13 protein-coding genes are annotated in these 14,851 nt (G+C 40.4%); all 13 read right to left on the bottom strand.

The window, feature by feature from the left end; translation table 11 throughout:
- Nucleotides 1–15 precede the first annotated feature (15 nt).
- Nucleotides 16–2,556, bottom strand: coding sequence for a M1 family metallopeptidase (locus GMD5S_RS0203880; protein WP_001149142.1), 2,541 nt, complete (start codon nt 2,554–2,556; stop codon nt 16–18).
- A 120-nt stretch (nt 2,557–2,676) separates the two neighbouring features.
- Nucleotides 2,677–3,117, bottom strand: coding sequence for an ASCH domain-containing protein (locus tag GMD5S_RS0203875; protein ID WP_000188825.1), 441 nt, complete (start codon nt 3,115–3,117; stop codon nt 2,677–2,679).
- Entirely contained in the window at nt 3,114–3,962 is an 849-nt protein-coding gene (locus tag GMD5S_RS0203870; RefSeq protein ID WP_008276044.1) for a putative PEP-binding protein, read from the bottom strand. The genes GMD5S_RS0203875 and GMD5S_RS0203870 overlap by 4 nt, the downstream gene beginning before the upstream one ends.
- A 41-nt stretch (nt 3,963–4,003) precedes the next feature.
- Nucleotides 4,004–4,732: a GNAT family N-acetyltransferase gene (locus GMD5S_RS0203865; RefSeq protein WP_000418697.1), complete on the bottom strand. Its 729-nt coding sequence runs from the start codon at nt 4,730–4,732 to the stop codon at nt 4,004–4,006.
- 7 nt (nt 4,733–4,739) lie between these two features.
- Nucleotides 4,740–5,219 carry an NUDIX hydrolase gene (locus GMD5S_RS0203860; RefSeq protein WP_000403326.1) on the bottom strand — a complete coding sequence of 160 codons (480 nt, stop codon included), beginning with the start codon at nt 5,217–5,219 and terminating at the stop codon, nt 4,740–4,742.
- Between the two features lie 10 nt (nt 5,220–5,229).
- A complete protein-coding gene (locus tag GMD5S_RS0203855; protein ID WP_000198455.1) occupies nt 5,230–5,928 on the bottom strand; it encodes a 3-oxoacyl-ACP reductase in 699 nt (232 codons plus the stop codon).
- On the bottom strand, nt 5,921–6,157 hold the full coding sequence (locus tag GMD5S_RS0203850; protein ID WP_000141924.1) for a DUF2829 domain-containing protein: 237 nt from the start codon (nt 6,155–6,157) through the stop codon (nt 5,921–5,923). The genes GMD5S_RS0203855 and GMD5S_RS0203850 overlap by 8 nt, the downstream gene beginning before the upstream one ends.
- A 113-nt stretch (nt 6,158–6,270) precedes the next feature.
- Nucleotides 6,271–7,086: a hypothetical protein gene (locus GMD5S_RS0203845; protein WP_000749426.1), complete on the bottom strand. Its 816-nt coding sequence runs from the start codon at nt 7,084–7,086 to the stop codon at nt 6,271–6,273.
- A gap of 148 nt (nt 7,087–7,234) precedes the next feature.
- Nucleotides 7,235–9,487, bottom strand: coding sequence for a glucosaminidase domain-containing protein (locus GMD5S_RS0203840; protein ID WP_000832906.1), 2,253 nt, complete (start codon nt 9,485–9,487; stop codon nt 7,235–7,237).
- Between the two features lie 110 nt (nt 9,488–9,597).
- The gene (locus tag GMD5S_RS0203835) at nt 9,598–10,584 is read right to left on the bottom strand and encodes a dihydroorotate dehydrogenase (protein WP_161800715.1); all 987 of its coding nucleotides are present in this window, start codon (nt 10,582–10,584) and stop codon (nt 9,598–9,600) included.
- On the bottom strand, nt 10,547–11,347 hold the full coding sequence (locus GMD5S_RS0203830) for a dihydroorotate dehydrogenase electron transfer subunit (RefSeq protein WP_001070074.1): 801 nt from the start codon (nt 11,345–11,347) through the stop codon (nt 10,547–10,549). Before GMD5S_RS0203830 ends, GMD5S_RS0203835 begins: the two co-directional genes overlap by 38 nt.
- A gap of 247 nt (nt 11,348–11,594) precedes the next feature.
- Nucleotides 11,595–11,975, bottom strand: coding sequence for a lactoylglutathione lyase (gene gloA, locus GMD5S_RS0203825; RefSeq protein WP_000157150.1), 381 nt, complete (start codon nt 11,973–11,975; stop codon nt 11,595–11,597).
- Nucleotides 11,976–12,072: 97 nt separating this feature from the next.
- Entirely contained in the window at nt 12,073–14,844 is a 2,772-nt protein-coding gene (locus GMD5S_RS0203820; RefSeq protein ID WP_001028664.1) for a J domain-containing protein, read from the bottom strand.
- Nucleotides 14,845–14,851: the final 7 nt, after the last annotated feature.

Genomic DNA, 14,851 nt, shown 5'->3' with positions numbered 1-14,851 from the left:
GCTGTTTTTTCTCTATTACTTACTTGCTTTCAAAGCCTTTTCTACTGCTGCTTTTTCACGCTTAATCAAGTCAACACGCGCTGCGATATCCTTGATACCCATACGAATGTTACGGCTAAGCGCAAGGTCAGAGAGTTGAGGTTCAAAGAAATCCTTGTACTCTGCCAAGCGTTGCTCTGTTTTAAAGATATGCGATGGGAAGATGACAAAGCTATCAAAGCTCATATCTCCACCAAGGGCTGCCTTAATCCAATCCCAGTTTTCACGCGCCCAAACCCAAACAGTTTCTTGGGTAGCTTGGTGTCCGAGGAATTGGAGGTACCATGAAGAAAGGTCTTGTGGTTTCACTACAAATTTATCTTTCCATGAGCCAATCAGGGTTTGGATATTGTCAGCATCTATACTATATGCAAGAGCTCCTGCCAACTGGCGTTTAAAGACCGCATCCGTCGCATGAGTATATAGGTCCAGATAAGTTGCGACCAAGTCCTTGGTCTCATGGTCTTTCATTTCATTGATGAGAACTTGAGCACGGATTGCTGCTGGAAGTCCTGCAAGATTTTCCTTGTGAGCTGCAAAGATTTGACTAGCGACTTGACTAGCTTCTACATCATTGGAACGAATCATCATGGAAATGGTCAACTGACGAACCAATTCGTCTTCATCTGATTCACCATCTTTGGCTTCAAAGCCAAGACGGTCATAGTTATGACGAGCCAATTTAGCAACCAGACTGTTAAAGGCTTTCTCAGCTTCTGTACCTTCATCGATAAAGCGTTCAAGGGCAGAAATTACTTGAGAAACAGCTGAAACAACAAGGTAAGACTCTTCCTTAGAAAGTTTATCAAGGACTGGGAGCAAGTCAGCATAAGAAATGTGACCCGCTTCAGCAAGCAAACGGCGTTCTTGAACGATTTGTAATTTGCTTGTGTTATCAAGTGTCTCTAGCTCAGCAAGAACGGCATCTAACAAGTCTCCTTGATAGTCTGTAATGTAGTGGGCAGTATTTTCAGTGTTAAGACGAAGAGCTGTTTTATTTTCAGCAAGAAGAGCGGCATAGCCAGGGATTTCGATGCTTTCAGTTTCAAGTGTATCTGGTAGGCCTTTCCAGTTGCTGTTGAGTGGCACCACCCAGAGACGGTTCTTGTCTTCATGCTCACCGATGAAGAATTGTTTTTGCGAAATCTTCAAGACGTCATTTTCAACTTTGACAGTGAGAACTGGGTATCCAGGTTGTTCCAACCAAGAATCCATGAAGGCTGCAACATCACGTCCTGATGCTTGTCCGAGAGCATTCCAAAGGTCTCGACCAATGGTATTGCTGTATTGGTGTTTTTCAAAGTAAGCATGCAAGCCTTTAGCGAAATCCGCATCACCGAGCCAACGGCGAAGCATGTGCATGAGACGGCTTCCTTTGGCATAGACGATAGCGCCATCAAAGAGGGTATTGATTTCATCTGGGTGTTTAACTTCAACGTGAACAGACTGAACGCCATCCGTCGCATCGCGTTTAAGCGCAGCTGGAACACCACCTGTTTGGAAGTCTTCAAAGATATTCCAACTTGGCTCGATGGCATCCACACAGACGTATTCCATCATGTTAGCGAAGCTTTCATTAAGCCAAAGGTCATCCCACCATTTCATAGTCACGAGGTTTCCAAACCATTGGTGAGCCAACTCATGTGCTACAACTAGGGCAACTTGTTGACGGCTAGCAAAGGTTGAGTTCTCATCCACAACCAAGTAAACTTCACGGTAAGTCACAAGACCCCAGTTTTCCATGGCACCTGCTGAGAAGTCAGGAAGGGCGATGTGGAGCGATTGAGGAATTGGATACTTAACTCCGTAGTAATCTTCGTAAAACTCGATTGAGCGAACGGCGATGTCTAATGAGAAATCAAGGTTAGATAGTGGATGGGCTTTGGTTGAGTAAACACCTACGAGGGTACCGTTTTTAGTTTTAGCGGTCACCCCTTGCAAATCACCAGCGACAAAAGCCAACAAGTAAGAAGACATGCGAGGTGTCGTTTCAAACTTCCAGATGCCTGTTTCCTTGCGGTTTTCCACATCGATTTCAGGCATATTTGACAAGGCCACTTCACCTTCTGCTTGGTCAAAACGTAGAGCGAGGTCAAAAGTTGCTTTGGCTTCAGGCTCATCCACACATGGGAAGGCTTCACGCGCAAAATGGCTTTCAAACTGAGTAGACAAGACTTCCTTCTTGATACCATCAACTGTGTAGTAAGAAGGGTAAATCCCTGTCATGTTGTCTGTAATTTTTCCTGAAAAAGCAATGACCAATTCAACTTGACCAGCCTCAGCCAATTCGATATGAAGGGCTTCATTGTCATGGTCAACTGTAAATGGACGAGCTTGACCCGCAACTTCTACAGAAGCGATTTCCAAGTCTTTTTGGTGAAGGGAAATACGGTCACTCTGTGCTTGACCAGTGATGGTCACCTTCCCAGAAAAGGTCTTGGTCTCACGACTCAAGTCTAAAAATAAATCATAGTGTTCAGGAACAAATTGCGTAATAAAATGTTCTACTGCTTGCATAGTTTTCTCCTATTCTAAGTTTAAGAGTTTTACTCTTCTTCAAACAAACTTATTATATCATGTTTTGCTTAAGAAAAAAGGATTGGACGGTGATTTCCAAAACTTTCTTCCTTCTGCAGTCTAGAGTGGGTAGACTTTGCGAAATTCTTCTAAAACAACCTTGCTGTCAGGAGTAAAAGTCAGTCCGGTTTCCCTCATCCACTCGGTGAAAAAATCCTCATGAACCTGACGCCAATAGGCTAGGGATTTGTCACCTTCCCCTTCCTTATAGGCATGGTCGGCAGAAACTTGATGAAAAGGCTGAACGGAGACCTTGGTAATTTCGACAATGCAGACAGCCTGATCTTGACTGTCTAAAATGACATCGAAGGTCCCTTCTTGTGGAAGAGGTTCGTCTTCTAGTGCGTAGAGGTCGTAAGCTGAGGCGGTTGCAGTCTTTTCGCCTCTTAGAACCAAGTCGGCCAAGAGATCTGCTTCCACTCCAAAAGCCCAGGCATCTATCTCATCTCCAATCGTGGGGTTAATTTGCTTGTAAATATTCCACATTTCTTGCGGTGTCATAGTTTGCTCCTTTGTAATTTTTTACTTACTTCTTTTATACGTTTGAGATGGTCTGGATGATCAATCTCTAAATTAAAAATCTCTGGAATAGAACTGTAGTGGATAATACACTTGATACCCGTCTGATTCATTTTTTGTATGAAAGAAGCATTCAGATAGCCTGCTACAGCAAAGTCAATCTTTTTCATCCTTGCTTTATCCTGCATATCTCTCAGCATATCTAACATTATTGGACTTTCCATATCATGCCATTGACTATTTCTCACAGTCGCAAAAACAAAAGAAGTCAAATCATTCATTCCAACTACAATCTTTGAAATACCAGTTTCCAGTATCCTGTCCAAGTCAAAATAAGCTGACGGTAACTCAATCATTGTGCCGACTTTTCCAGTAAAACCATGCTCACGCAATACTCTAATAGCTTGTTTTAACTGCTCAGCATCATTGATAAAAGGAAAAATAACAGACAGATTGGGATTTGTTTGATAAACTTCTGTAACGACATGTGCTTCAGCCTGAAATTCTTCAGGACACGCCAGCAAGCGCCTAGTTCCTCTATAACCAAACAAGGGATGATTTTCATCAAAATGCTCTTTAGTCCCCTCTAAACAATTAGCTTCTGTATTTGTTAACTCTGAAAAACGATACCAAACCTCTTCATCTGAGTACAAGGAGCAAATGGTATCTAGATAATCTTTTACAAATTGCTGACAACTTGCTAATAGGATGTTTTGATTAAGCTCTCTCAACAAATATTCCCCACGAATCATACCAACATGATGCAATAATTGAGGGTAAACTTTTTCAACAATTTGTTCGCCACTAAGAGCAAGTTGGTTTTGCATAGCCATTCACCTCGTCTTAAAACATACAATATCAGATATCATTATATGATACCTTCCTCTAGTTCAAAAGCTTCATAAGGTTCAAATAACTCATATCCTAAAAATTCTGCTACTTTTTTGGAAGCCTCGTTATGAGCATCCCAAAGTGGAAACATATCTCTATTTAAACTCTCCAGAATCATTGTAGCACCAAGCTTTTTAGCAAATCCATTTCCTTGTTCGTTTGGTCTAGTTGCAACTTCCACTTCAACTGCTCCACGGTAAACTAACCCTGAGGAAATCCCAGCAATCAGTTCATTATTTTTAAGAATCACAAAGCCAAATCCACCCTTTAAAACAAAATCCTGATAGGACTCAAAATCCCCCTGTAAATCTTGTGACCATTCTTCCTCAGAAAAGCAGTTATAAATATGATTATCAATAGGCACAATATTGTAATCTTCCTCTAAGTGAGTAACTAGACCATTTAGAAATTCAACTTGAAAATTTGCCTTATCTTTAAAAGAATAGCGAGTAAAAGAATTTAGCTCCACTTTCCGATGTAGAAAATCTTGCCAATTAGTATCTTCTGAAATAATAATCTTATAATCTAAACCGTATTTCCTAACAAAATCTTCCCAAAATCTGGAATCCAACTCCCCTGCTAGGTATAGAAAATTTCCAACATCATAAAAGCTTGTTGTCCTATCACTGTTTCGGTAGACAGTTCCGATTTGAGATTTAAGACCATAAAGAACCATATTTTTCTTCCATGTTTTAAATAGTTCCATTATCCCCCTACTTCACCTTCCAATTCATATACAAGGTCTTGTCCAGCTCTGGAAATCCTAATAATTCAGACTTAACCTTCAAGACTAAGGGCGAAGCATTTTTTTCTGTGATCTCTTGAATATCCATCCAAACATATCCGAGCGAATCATTCGCACCATCAGAGACAACTTCCGAAATCGTAACTTGAGCTTCCTTCTCGTTGACCTCAATATCATAAAATGCCATGATATGGTGAACCATAAAATTTTTTAACTCTTCCCTGACGAAAACATCGTAGATTCGAGGATTGGAGTAGTTTCTAACAGTAAAGCCCGTCTCTTCCATAACTTCTCTAATCAGCGTTTCCGTCAATCCTTCATCAAGTTGCTGACTACCACCAGGTAGATCATAACGATGTTGATAAGGGCCTCTCGTTTTTTCAATGCAGAGTAACTTCCCATTTTCAAAGCAAACAGCATAGACTCCAAAGTGTTTTTTGATTTCCATTCAACTCCTCCTACTTCAAACTCCAACCACCATCAATGGTCAGGATTTGTCCTTGCATGGCGCTCGCTTTTCCACTTGCTAAGAAAAGGCTAATCTCTGCTACTTCCTCTGGCTCAATCCAGCGCTTGATTGGCGTTTCACTAGCTACCCAGTCTGCTAATCCACCGGGTTCAAAGTCCGCAGCGGTCATAGCTGTCTTGACTGCCCCTGGAGCAATCCCAAAGACCTGAATACCAGTCTCAGCATAGTCTAGAGCCAACTGCTTGGTAAAGCCAGCTAAGGCGTGCTTAGACGAGGTATAGGCGTGACCACCTCCGCCAGCTAGACTTGAAGCAATCGAACACATATTGATGATGATTCCTTTTTTATTTTCCAACATTTGTGTAAAATAATGCCGAGTCAACTCAACAGGAGTCACGTAGTTGATTTCAAAAATCTCTTGAATTTCCTGCGCTGATTGTTCCAATAAGGGTTTGTAAGCATCCAAAACTCCTGCAGTATTGCACAAAACATCCACCCGAGGGCACCAGTCAAAAACAGGTTTCAAGTCCAAGGTCAAATCTCTCTGTAAAAAGTAGAAATCACCCTCTAAGAGTGGATTTTCACCTTGGTCCACTCCATATACTTGATACCCCTTCTCTAAAAAGAGTCGGGCTTGAGCCAGACCAATCCCTGAACTCACTCCCGTAATCAATACACGTCTAGTCATGCACTTCTACCCAATCCGTCGCCAAAACATCACAAGGTGTCGGGCTCCACATGGAAAAACCTTCCCCTTCTCCAGACACGTTGATGAGGAAATAAGGCGTCACTTCAAGTGCAACCCCGTTTTGCTCGATAGTGTCAAAGAGTTGGACATAGTTTTCAGCCCCTCCCCAACCAGTTCGTACATATTTTTTCTTGTCCTTTAACCCAGGCAGGATTTCTTCAAAAGTCATGTTGTTCTCCTTTAATGCTACATTCTTCATTTAATTATAACAAAAAACCGTTTTCCAACGGCTTTTTGACTGTATCTTAGTTCAATAAAACAAATAGCTATCCAATTTTTTAATTATTTCAGTTCAATTAATTTATTGTAGATTTTCTCAGTCAGTTCTTTCTGTTGCGCTCCTGTTAAATGGTGCGAAGTGCGAATTAATATGGTTCCATAAACATAGTGGGATCCCGGATTTAAAGCAGTTCCATCAAAAGCACTAATATAAGTATTGCGCTTTTCTGCATCTTCTTTTGTCTTATAAACTTCTATATTTCCACCAGCATCATTACCTTTTTGAACAATATCTGAGCCTTCTACAGATTCATTCACTTGCTTGTCAACGAAATATACAGACGCTGTATATCCTCCTTGTTTATTTAATTTTTTATTAGGGTCATTATCCTCCGTAACAGATTGTACTCCAGTAATTGATTCAATTTCTTTGAGTCTTTCTTCAATAAAAGAACTAGAAGGATTTGTAATTTGTTTTAATTGAAGAATGCTATTTTGATAGTGAGTCAATTTTTCAGACAAATTCTTTTTTGTTTCACTATAATCTAATGGTTGACTTAATTCTTCAATTTGCTTCTCAATCTTAGCAGTCGCTTTCTCCATTTCTGGTTCTTTACGAAGTGAATCTTTGCTATCCTTTATAGTTGATTTCAATTCTTCCAATGTCTTAGAATCAAGAGGTTCTTCATTATTCTCAATAACCTTTTCAGCCTCAGCTATTTGATCTTCAACTTCTTTATTCTTTTCATTTAAATCCTTTACTACATCTTCAAACTTAGTTACAACAGCTTGATGAGGCACATAGGATAAGAAATAGTATCCTGTTGCCAAACCTAAAGCAATAAAAGTAATAAGCCCAACAATCATTGATTTCTTCATTTTAAACTCCTTAATTTATAAGCAATCTCTTCTATATTTTAATATATTGTTTTAAAAATTTCAAGTTTAAAAAGCTATAGAATCAACTTATTGCCAGATATACAAAAACGATAACCACTTCTCAGTAGTTACCGTTGATTTCTTTTGATTAGTCTTTCCCACCAAGTTTGCTGTTGATGGTCATCATGATGCTGGCTATCTTCTCACCCCAGTACGGATCGGAAGCATAGCGAACATTCATTCCAGTTGCCTTGTTTCCAAGGTGGTCTCTACCATAGTCAATGTAATTTTCACGAATCCACTTGGCCGCTCCAAGAATTCCTTTGTCCACATTATCAAAGCTCTTGGCTGAGAGATATGGGCTAGTATCATAAGCAGCAATACCAAAGAAGTTGTTCTTATCTCTGGCAATTTGACTACGTCCCCACGCACTTTCAAGAGCGCTATGTGCCATCAAGTAAAGGGCATTGACACCGTAGCGTTCCTCAGCTTCTTTGAAAGTCGCTCCTTTACCTGCTAGAGGACTATCCTGCAAGTTCATCATCGAATACAGTTTATCCAATTCAGCTGCACTATAATTACTTGGTTCTCTTAAGTTTTTATAGAGGAAAGGATTTTTAATGGTAAAGCCATCAAAGTGCTCTCCATCAGTTGAGTAGTACTTCTTACCAATAACCATAGCAGAGGTGTGTGGAGCTACTTTGATACTCGTATATGGAGAGAGTTCATGGTAGAGGAATTTCCCATCACTAGTATAATGAGGGATAAACTCGCTACCTTCATCTACTGCTGTCAAATCACTTTGATTCATATAGCCAGACAAGCCAGAAATCGAAACTGCAAGTCGGCCGCCTTTTCGCGTCGAGCTATCCAGTGAAACAATGCTTCCTTGGTTAATGTAACTCAAGATTTCTCCAGATGCACTATAGACATAGGCAGTGATTGGTTTAACTTTGTAATATTTGGTTTTATCCGCAACATGCCATCTACCAGAAGCATCCAAGGTATGACCATCCACAGTTTCATTTTTTGCCATATAACCGCCTGATTTAAGGTAATACCATGATTGGTCGGATGAATCGTAGATTAATTCTTTCTCAGCCATCTTTCCATTTGACTTGAGGTAGAACCAGTTGTTCTTGTACCATACCCACTCACTCGCAGCCATATAACCACCAGATTTGAGATAGTAGTAACCATTATCCCAGAGCCATTCTTTATTGGCATAATTTCCATCAGAGTTGATATAGAACCAAGAGTTATAATTCTTGTCAAAGAGCCACCCTTTGCCAGCTTTTGCTCCACTGCTCGTCACATAACTGCGGTCAATCCAAGTTTCCATAGAGAGGTAGCCGCCTGATTTGAAATGGTAATCCTTGCCTTTGATGGTTTGCCAACCTTTTTCAGCATAGGTTCCGTCAGCTTTCAAGTAAAACCAAGAGTTATAATTCTTGTCAAAGAGCCATTCCGATTTCAATTTAGCTCCACTCTTCGCAACATAGAAGCGATCTATCCAGCGCTCGGTAGAAAGATAACCGCCTGATTTGAAATGGTAATCTTTTTCTTTAATCGTTTCCCAGCCTTTTTCGGCATAGGTTCCGTCAGCTTTCAAGTAAAACCAAGCATCATAATTCTTATCAAAGAGCCATTCCGATTTCAATTTAGCTCCACTCTTCGCAACATAGAAGCGATCAATCCAACGTTCAGTAGAAAGATAACCGCCTGATTTAAAATGGTAGTCCTTCCCATCTATAGTTAACCACCTATTTTCAGCATAGGTACCATCTTGTTGAAGGTAGAACCAACTGCTATAGTTGTCATCATAAATCCAGGCTTGTTTAACCTTATTACCATTTTCTGATATATAGCTTTTACCAAGCCAAGCATTTTTCAGCATTTTACCTTGTGAATTGATGTAGTACTGGTTCTCACCTTGAGTGATCCACTCATCTTTGGCCATTTTCCCGTCTTCTTTAAGGTAATATTTTTCTTGACCTTGTTGAATCCATTCTTTTTGAGCTTTCTGACCATCAGACTTTAGATAATACCAGGATTCTTTTTCCTGATTAAATACCCACTGTTCCTTTGCTTTAGCACCACTTTCAGTCACATAGTACTGGCCAACCCACGTTTTCGTAGCTAATTTTCCAGCTTCGTTAAAATAGTAATCTTTACCACCAACTGTCAACCAGCCATTTTCTGCACGTTGACCATTATCTTTAAGATAAAACCAGTTCTGATGCGTTTGGTCAAAAAGCCATTGCTTGGTTGCTGGTTTCCCGTCTGCTTTGAGGTAGGTCTTTCCTTGCCAAGTCCCCTCTTCTGCTTTTGCTGTCTCCACTACAGTAAAAAAACACCCCAATAAGCCAGCACTTACTAGGGCCACTTTCCATCGTTTCATTTAAATGCTCCAATAACGTTTTCTAAACCCTATTGTAACATAGTTAATCGACGGAAATATTACAAATTGATGAAGATTCTATTTCTTGTTGACGATAAGGAAGACCTAGCTTATCTCAGATTGGCTTTGACTTCCTGACGGAGATTTTCTAGACTGCTAATGCCGTATTTATCCATGACTTTTGGTAAATTTTCAATAATATCAGGACAGGCATATGGATTGGTAAAATTGGCTGTTCCAACTCCGATAGCAGAGGCACCAGCCAGATACATTTCTAGCGCTGCTTCAGCAGAATCCACTCCTCCCATTCCAATGATGGGAAGGTCGGTTGTTTGGGCGACTTGGCGGATGAGTTTGAGGGCTACTGGAAAGACTGCTGGTCCAGACATTCCACCTGTTCCATTGGCTAGGATTGGTTTTCTGGTTTTAAGGTCAAAGCGCATACCGACAAGGGTATTGATCATGGTTAGGCCACTTGCCCCTGCATCTTCTGCGGCTTTGGCGATGGTGACAACATCCGTTACACTAGGGGTTAATTTAACATAAACTGGCACATCAGAGGCTTCCACAGCTGCCTTTACCACTTCATAAGCCAAGTCAGGATCTTGCCCAATCAAAAGTCCATGATTGCCGTGATCCACATTCGGACAAGAGATATTGAGCTCGATAGCTTTTACATTTGTAGCCTTGGAAATCCCCTGAGAAACGGCAGCGTACTCTTGTTTTGAAAAGCCTGCTACATTGGCGATGATGGGAAGCGAAGGATATTCTCTTTCCAGCCAAGGCAACTTTTCAGCTAAAACAGCTTCTAAACCTGGATTTTGTAAACCGATTGCATTGAGCATACCTGCAGGCGTTTCTGCCACCCTGGGAGTAGGATTCCCAAAACGGGGTTCAAGTGTCGTCGCCTTGATCATAATGGAGCCTAAAAGGTCTAAATCATAGTATTTGGCATACTCTTGGCCGAAACCAAAACAGCCTGATGCTGGAATGATGGGATTTTTCAAATCCAAGCCCGGTAGAGAAACTTGTAAACGTTTGTTAGTCATGACTTTCTCCTTATAATACAACTGTTCCTGTGCGAAAAACAGGGCCATCTTCACAGACGCGTTGGCTGACGGTCTCACTATCTGGCACTTTTAGAACGCAGGCATAGCAAGCTCCCATCCCACAAGCCATACGAGATTCTAGAGATAGATAGGCTCTTGGATGATCATAAAAGGTTTGATTGATATACTTCATCATTCCCGGAGCACCACATGAGTAAACCGCATCAAATTGACTGTCTAAATCATTGATAACAACAGAAACATTTCCCTTGATGCCATAAGAACCATCATCTGTCGTTACAAAGACCTGACCATATCGGGCCAATTCGGTTTCGAGAATAACAGCATCCTTAGTCGCAAAACCGAGGACTGTCACTACTGTCACCCCACGCGCATGCAATTCCTTGGCTACTTCTAGCAAGGGTGGAACACCAATCCCACCACCAACGAGGAGGACTTGACTCTGGTCGTCTAGGTCAGACAAGTCAAAACCATTTCCCTGAGGTCCCATCACATCAAGAGTATCTCCCTGACTTAAGGTTGAAAAAATAGCTGTCCCAGCCCCCTCAATCCGATAAATAAGGTGACACTGCTTGTTTGCTTTGTCAATAGACGAAATTGAAATAGGGCGGCGCAAGAGATGGGCGTCATCAGGCACACGCAGATGAAGAAATTGGCCGGCTCGCATGGCTTCAACCATCTCCCCTTCTAGGACTAATTCAAAGATTGCTGGCGCAATTTCCTCTTGTGCGACCACCTTCATGGTTTCCAAACGAATGGCACCCAAACGCTTCTTACATGTGGGATTCATGACTTTTCCTCCTTAAATTTAAGGGGACCAGATAAAGAAAAGGCCTTGCTAATGCAAGGCCTCAGTTGGGTTAGGCTAGAACTCATGCGCACACTTAAAAAGTCTCCACAGAGAGTCCCCTTATCCCTTTTATCTGACACCTTGTGAGTCTCTCTGGACTCCCCTTAAAGGTTAAATTTGTATTAGTATACTCTTTCAAAGAAAAAAAGTCAAGTAGAAAACGAACATTCTACTTGACTTCACTGGATTATTTTTCACGAATGACTTCGACCTTGTAACCGTCAGGATCCTTGACAAAGTAATAGTTTGGTTGAGTTCCTGGAAGTCCATTAGGAGCTGTCACCTCATAGCCTTTAGCGCTATGTTCTTGATGTAGGGCCTCAAGGTCAGGTGTACTGAGGGCGATATGGGCGAAGCCATCTCCTACCACGTAAGGACCGTGATCATAGTTATAGGTCAACTCCAACTCATAGTCATCCCCCTCAAGTCCTAGATAGACAATGGTGAAAGCATGATCTGGAAAATCTCTGCGACGCAATTCTTTAAATCCAAAAGCATCTTGATAAAAAGCGATTGATTTTTCAAGGTTTTCTACTCGCAAGCAAGTGTGTAGCATTTTTGAAGCCATTTTCATTACCTCTTTCGTTTTAATAGTTCTATTATACCTTTATTCAGGAAAATTTACTAGAAACTTGAACCAGAGTCCTCTTCTCTACGCTTTCATTCTAAGCAGCACTTTTACGATTTTCCTTGCGTATATTGCGAATAAGGAAAAGCATGATCAGGACAAAAAGTCCCTCGAGGAAGTAGAACGTAAATTCGCTGTTCATGATTAGTAAGTCTTTGTAATGATAGTTATTACCGAAAACTGAATTTGGTGCAAATAGGATTCGGAACAGTCTTCTTAGGAAAATAAAGATCTGCAATCCATAAATCATAAAGACCTTCTTCACACCAATCATGAAGCCTTGTTCCTTTGTAAAATAAGATAAGGCAATTCCATTTAACAAGAGGATAACAGTTATAGCCAGTGTTTCATTTCGTAGAATAGTTGGATCAAAGATATCTAAACGGCTGTGAATATATGGCAACGTTTGAAAGAGTAGGATTCCCAAGATTGCTGGTATGAAAATTTTCTTCAGAGATGGTGGAAATCCAGGACTGAATCTTGTAAAAGACAAGCAAATCACAAGGATTGCAAAAATATGGAAGTAGGCTGTTGCAACTCCTGAAATAGTCTGGCTTTGATTTACCAAAGCAGAAAGAAAACCAGCAGAAAGAAAGATACCGATAGGAATCAGCTTCTCCAAAGAATAATCCCACTTCAGCCCCTGACTCACTTGGAAACCATCGATGAAGCTGAAAAATGTAATGAACATAAGGGCACCAATGAGACCAAATGGTAAGGATGGAATGACGAGGATTAATAACAAGATTAATAGGAACCATGGATGAGGACTGTAGTAGAATTTCCGTTTTTCTCCTCTAGCAGTCACTCCCTCCTCAATCGGTGTTTTCCTTAATTTTAGCATATAGACGTAAAAGAGTGAAAACATGCCCGCATGAACCCATGAATTATAACCAGGTCGCTCTATAATACTGAGTAGCAAACATACAATCGTAAAGAGACCAGAGAAAATCTGAAGAAACTTATTATTAAATACCTGTCTTTTTTTCCAATCCAAATAAGAGAGCTTGGCCTTTGGATGACTAAGTTCATAAGCATAAGCTGTCATCTCTTCTAGTTTCTGGTCTGTCTCCTCCGTCATCATTTGGGGAGCCATTTTAGAAGTAGGAAAAGGAGCCAAAACATATCTCAAGAGCTTGCCATCTGTAAACCGATGGTACTCCTTATAGATTTGTTGAAGCAAAATCGTTAGAATGCGTGGTCTTCCTTTAAAGTAGCTTCTCCACTTTTCCCAATCATTGATATCTTCATCGCTCTTGGTGAGCTTATCTATATAAAGATAACCTTCATTGTACCAGTAATCAAAATTTTCTTTTTTGTTAAGTGCATACTCCTCTACCACTGAAGGATAAGAATGGATACTCTTCCAGAAATGAAGTTTCTTCAGGTAAGGATTTGATTCCTCATCACTATAACGCTCCACAAATTGGAAAACAAGGGCTAACACTTTCGCATTGGTTAAAGGATAGACGTCCACCTTTTCTAACAAATCAAGTAGGAGCGTGTGATCTTTGACTGATTCAAAAAGGTATTGCCAATCACGTAACAGTTTATACTCGTCTTCATAGTGAGCATGGAGCAACTCATAGAAGGCTGCCTCAACTTCATCCGGATTATCTAGAGTGTAATGACTAAAGTCAACGTTTTCTCCCAGCTCCTCTTTTACTTCCTCTAAGTAATCAGCCAAGTCGTTCAAGAGTGGATAATCCTCTTCAAATATGACTTGTCGGTTTTTTTCCAGGATATAGGTTAAAACGGGCACACTCTTGATTATCTGACGATTCTGATTTACTTGATCTAAGACCATAAAGGCCAAATAAGGGTGCTTGAAAAACTCTATCCAGGAGCTCAATTGATTTGCTTTGTTAAAATCTTGGAGAATTTCTTGGCAAAGTTGATAAGAATAATAGAATTCTTCAGTGGCTTCATGTGCGCTTTCAAGCGAACTGCCTTCCTCTTCTGCTATAGCTCTTTTAACTTTCCAATACTTCAATTTATAGTAATAGCCCCAGTGTCGGAAGTCAGGTATATAATCTTCCAGCAAGGGAATGAGGATAGAGAATTGCTCTGGTTTATTAAAAATATAAACATCCATTTCCTCTAAAACGGATTGAACAATGTCCATATCATACTGATACTGATGAAAGAACTGACGCCATAGATGCTCTTGTTCCTCTTGGTTATAACCGTCATTTCCAACAATACTTTCAATCGCATTTCGAATCAGATAAGTTTCTTCATTATAACCACTAAAGTCAAGAGTAGACCTTGTTATTCCTTCTTGCCCTTGGTTCTCTTCGTCACCAAACGTTTCAAAGTTGAGGGTATTCTTAGCTCTTTCTTCAGAATCTCCATTTAGCTGAACTTCCTCATCATAGTCACTAAAGTCAAGGGTGGACTTTTGCTCATTCTCTTCTGCTTTAAAGGTTTCAAAGTTAAAGGAATCGCTGGTTTTATCAGTCGATTGCTGATAATCACTGAAATCAAGACCAGATCTTTCAGACTCTTCGTTCTCAGTCTTCGTTTTTTCAGTCAAGTTTTCAAAGTTGAGACTAGAGTTAGGTTTTTCATTCGCCTCTTCTTCAAGTTCAGTAGCTTCTTGAGAGTCACTCGCTTTTCTTAGACTATTTTCTGGTCTTGTATTTTTATATCTCGCATAAGTCAAGGCTTTTTGGTAAGCTTCAACAATTTCTTGGTAAATTTCTGGTTGGTCTTCTGGGTGATAGAGCCGAACCAGTTCAGCATAACGCCTTCTAATAAGCTTGACGTCAGTCGTTGGCTCTATCCCTAAAGTTTCCCATATATTCATAAGGTCT

It is taken from the genome of Streptococcus sp. GMD5S (assembly GCF_000298715.2).
Classification (GTDB): domain Bacteria; phylum Bacillota; class Bacilli; order Lactobacillales; family Streptococcaceae; genus Streptococcus.
The sequence above is the reverse complement of the archived record's forward strand: the minus strand, read 5'-3'. Positions and strand labels throughout refer to the sequence as shown.

What these genes read in the sequence shown, in the direction of transcription:
- GMD5S_RS0203880 (WP_001149142.1), bottom strand. Translation starts at nt 2,556, where the DNA reads ATGCAAGCAGTAGAACATTTTATTACGCAATTTGTTCCTGAACACTAT.
- GMD5S_RS0203875 (WP_000188825.1), bottom strand. Translation starts at nt 3,117, where the DNA reads ATGACACCGCAAGAAATGTGGAATATTTACAAGCAAATTAACCCCACG.
- GMD5S_RS0203870 (WP_008276044.1), bottom strand. Translation starts at nt 3,962, where the DNA reads ATGCAAAACCAACTTGCTCTTAGTGGCGAACAAATTGTTGAAAAAGTT.
- GMD5S_RS0203865 (WP_000418697.1), bottom strand. Translation starts at nt 4,732, where the DNA reads ATGGAACTATTTAAAACATGGAAGAAAAATATGGTTCTTTATGGTCTT.
- GMD5S_RS0203860 (WP_000403326.1), bottom strand. Translation starts at nt 5,219, where the DNA reads ATGGAAATCAAAAAACACTTTGGAGTCTATGCTGTTTGCTTTGAAAAT.
- GMD5S_RS0203855 (WP_000198455.1), bottom strand. Translation starts at nt 5,928, where the DNA reads ATGACTAGACGTGTATTGATTACGGGAGTGAGTTCAGGGATTGGTCTG.
- GMD5S_RS0203850 (WP_000141924.1), bottom strand. Translation starts at nt 6,157, where the DNA reads ATGACTTTTGAAGAAATCCTGCCTGGGTTAAAGGACAAGAAAAAATAT.
- GMD5S_RS0203845 (WP_000749426.1), bottom strand. Translation starts at nt 7,086, where the DNA reads ATGAAGAAATCAATGATTGTTGGGCTTATTACTTTTATTGCTTTAGGT.
- GMD5S_RS0203840 (WP_000832906.1), bottom strand. Translation starts at nt 9,487, where the DNA reads ATGAAACGATGGAAAGTGGCCCTAGTAAGTGCTGGCTTATTGGGGTGT.
- GMD5S_RS0203835 (WP_161800715.1), bottom strand. Translation starts at nt 10,584, where the DNA reads ATGGCCCTGTTTTTCGCACAGGAACAGTTGTATTATAAGGAGAAAGTC.
- GMD5S_RS0203830 (WP_001070074.1), bottom strand. Translation starts at nt 11,347, where the DNA reads ATGAATCCCACATGTAAGAAGCGTTTGGGTGCCATTCGTTTGGAAACC.
- gloA (WP_000157150.1), bottom strand. Translation starts at nt 11,975, where the DNA reads ATGGCTTCAAAAATGCTACACACTTGCTTGCGAGTAGAAAACCTTGAA.
- GMD5S_RS0203820 (WP_001028664.1), bottom strand. Translation starts at nt 14,844, where the DNA reads ATGAATATATGGGAAACTTTAGGGATAGAGCCAACGACTGACGTCAAG.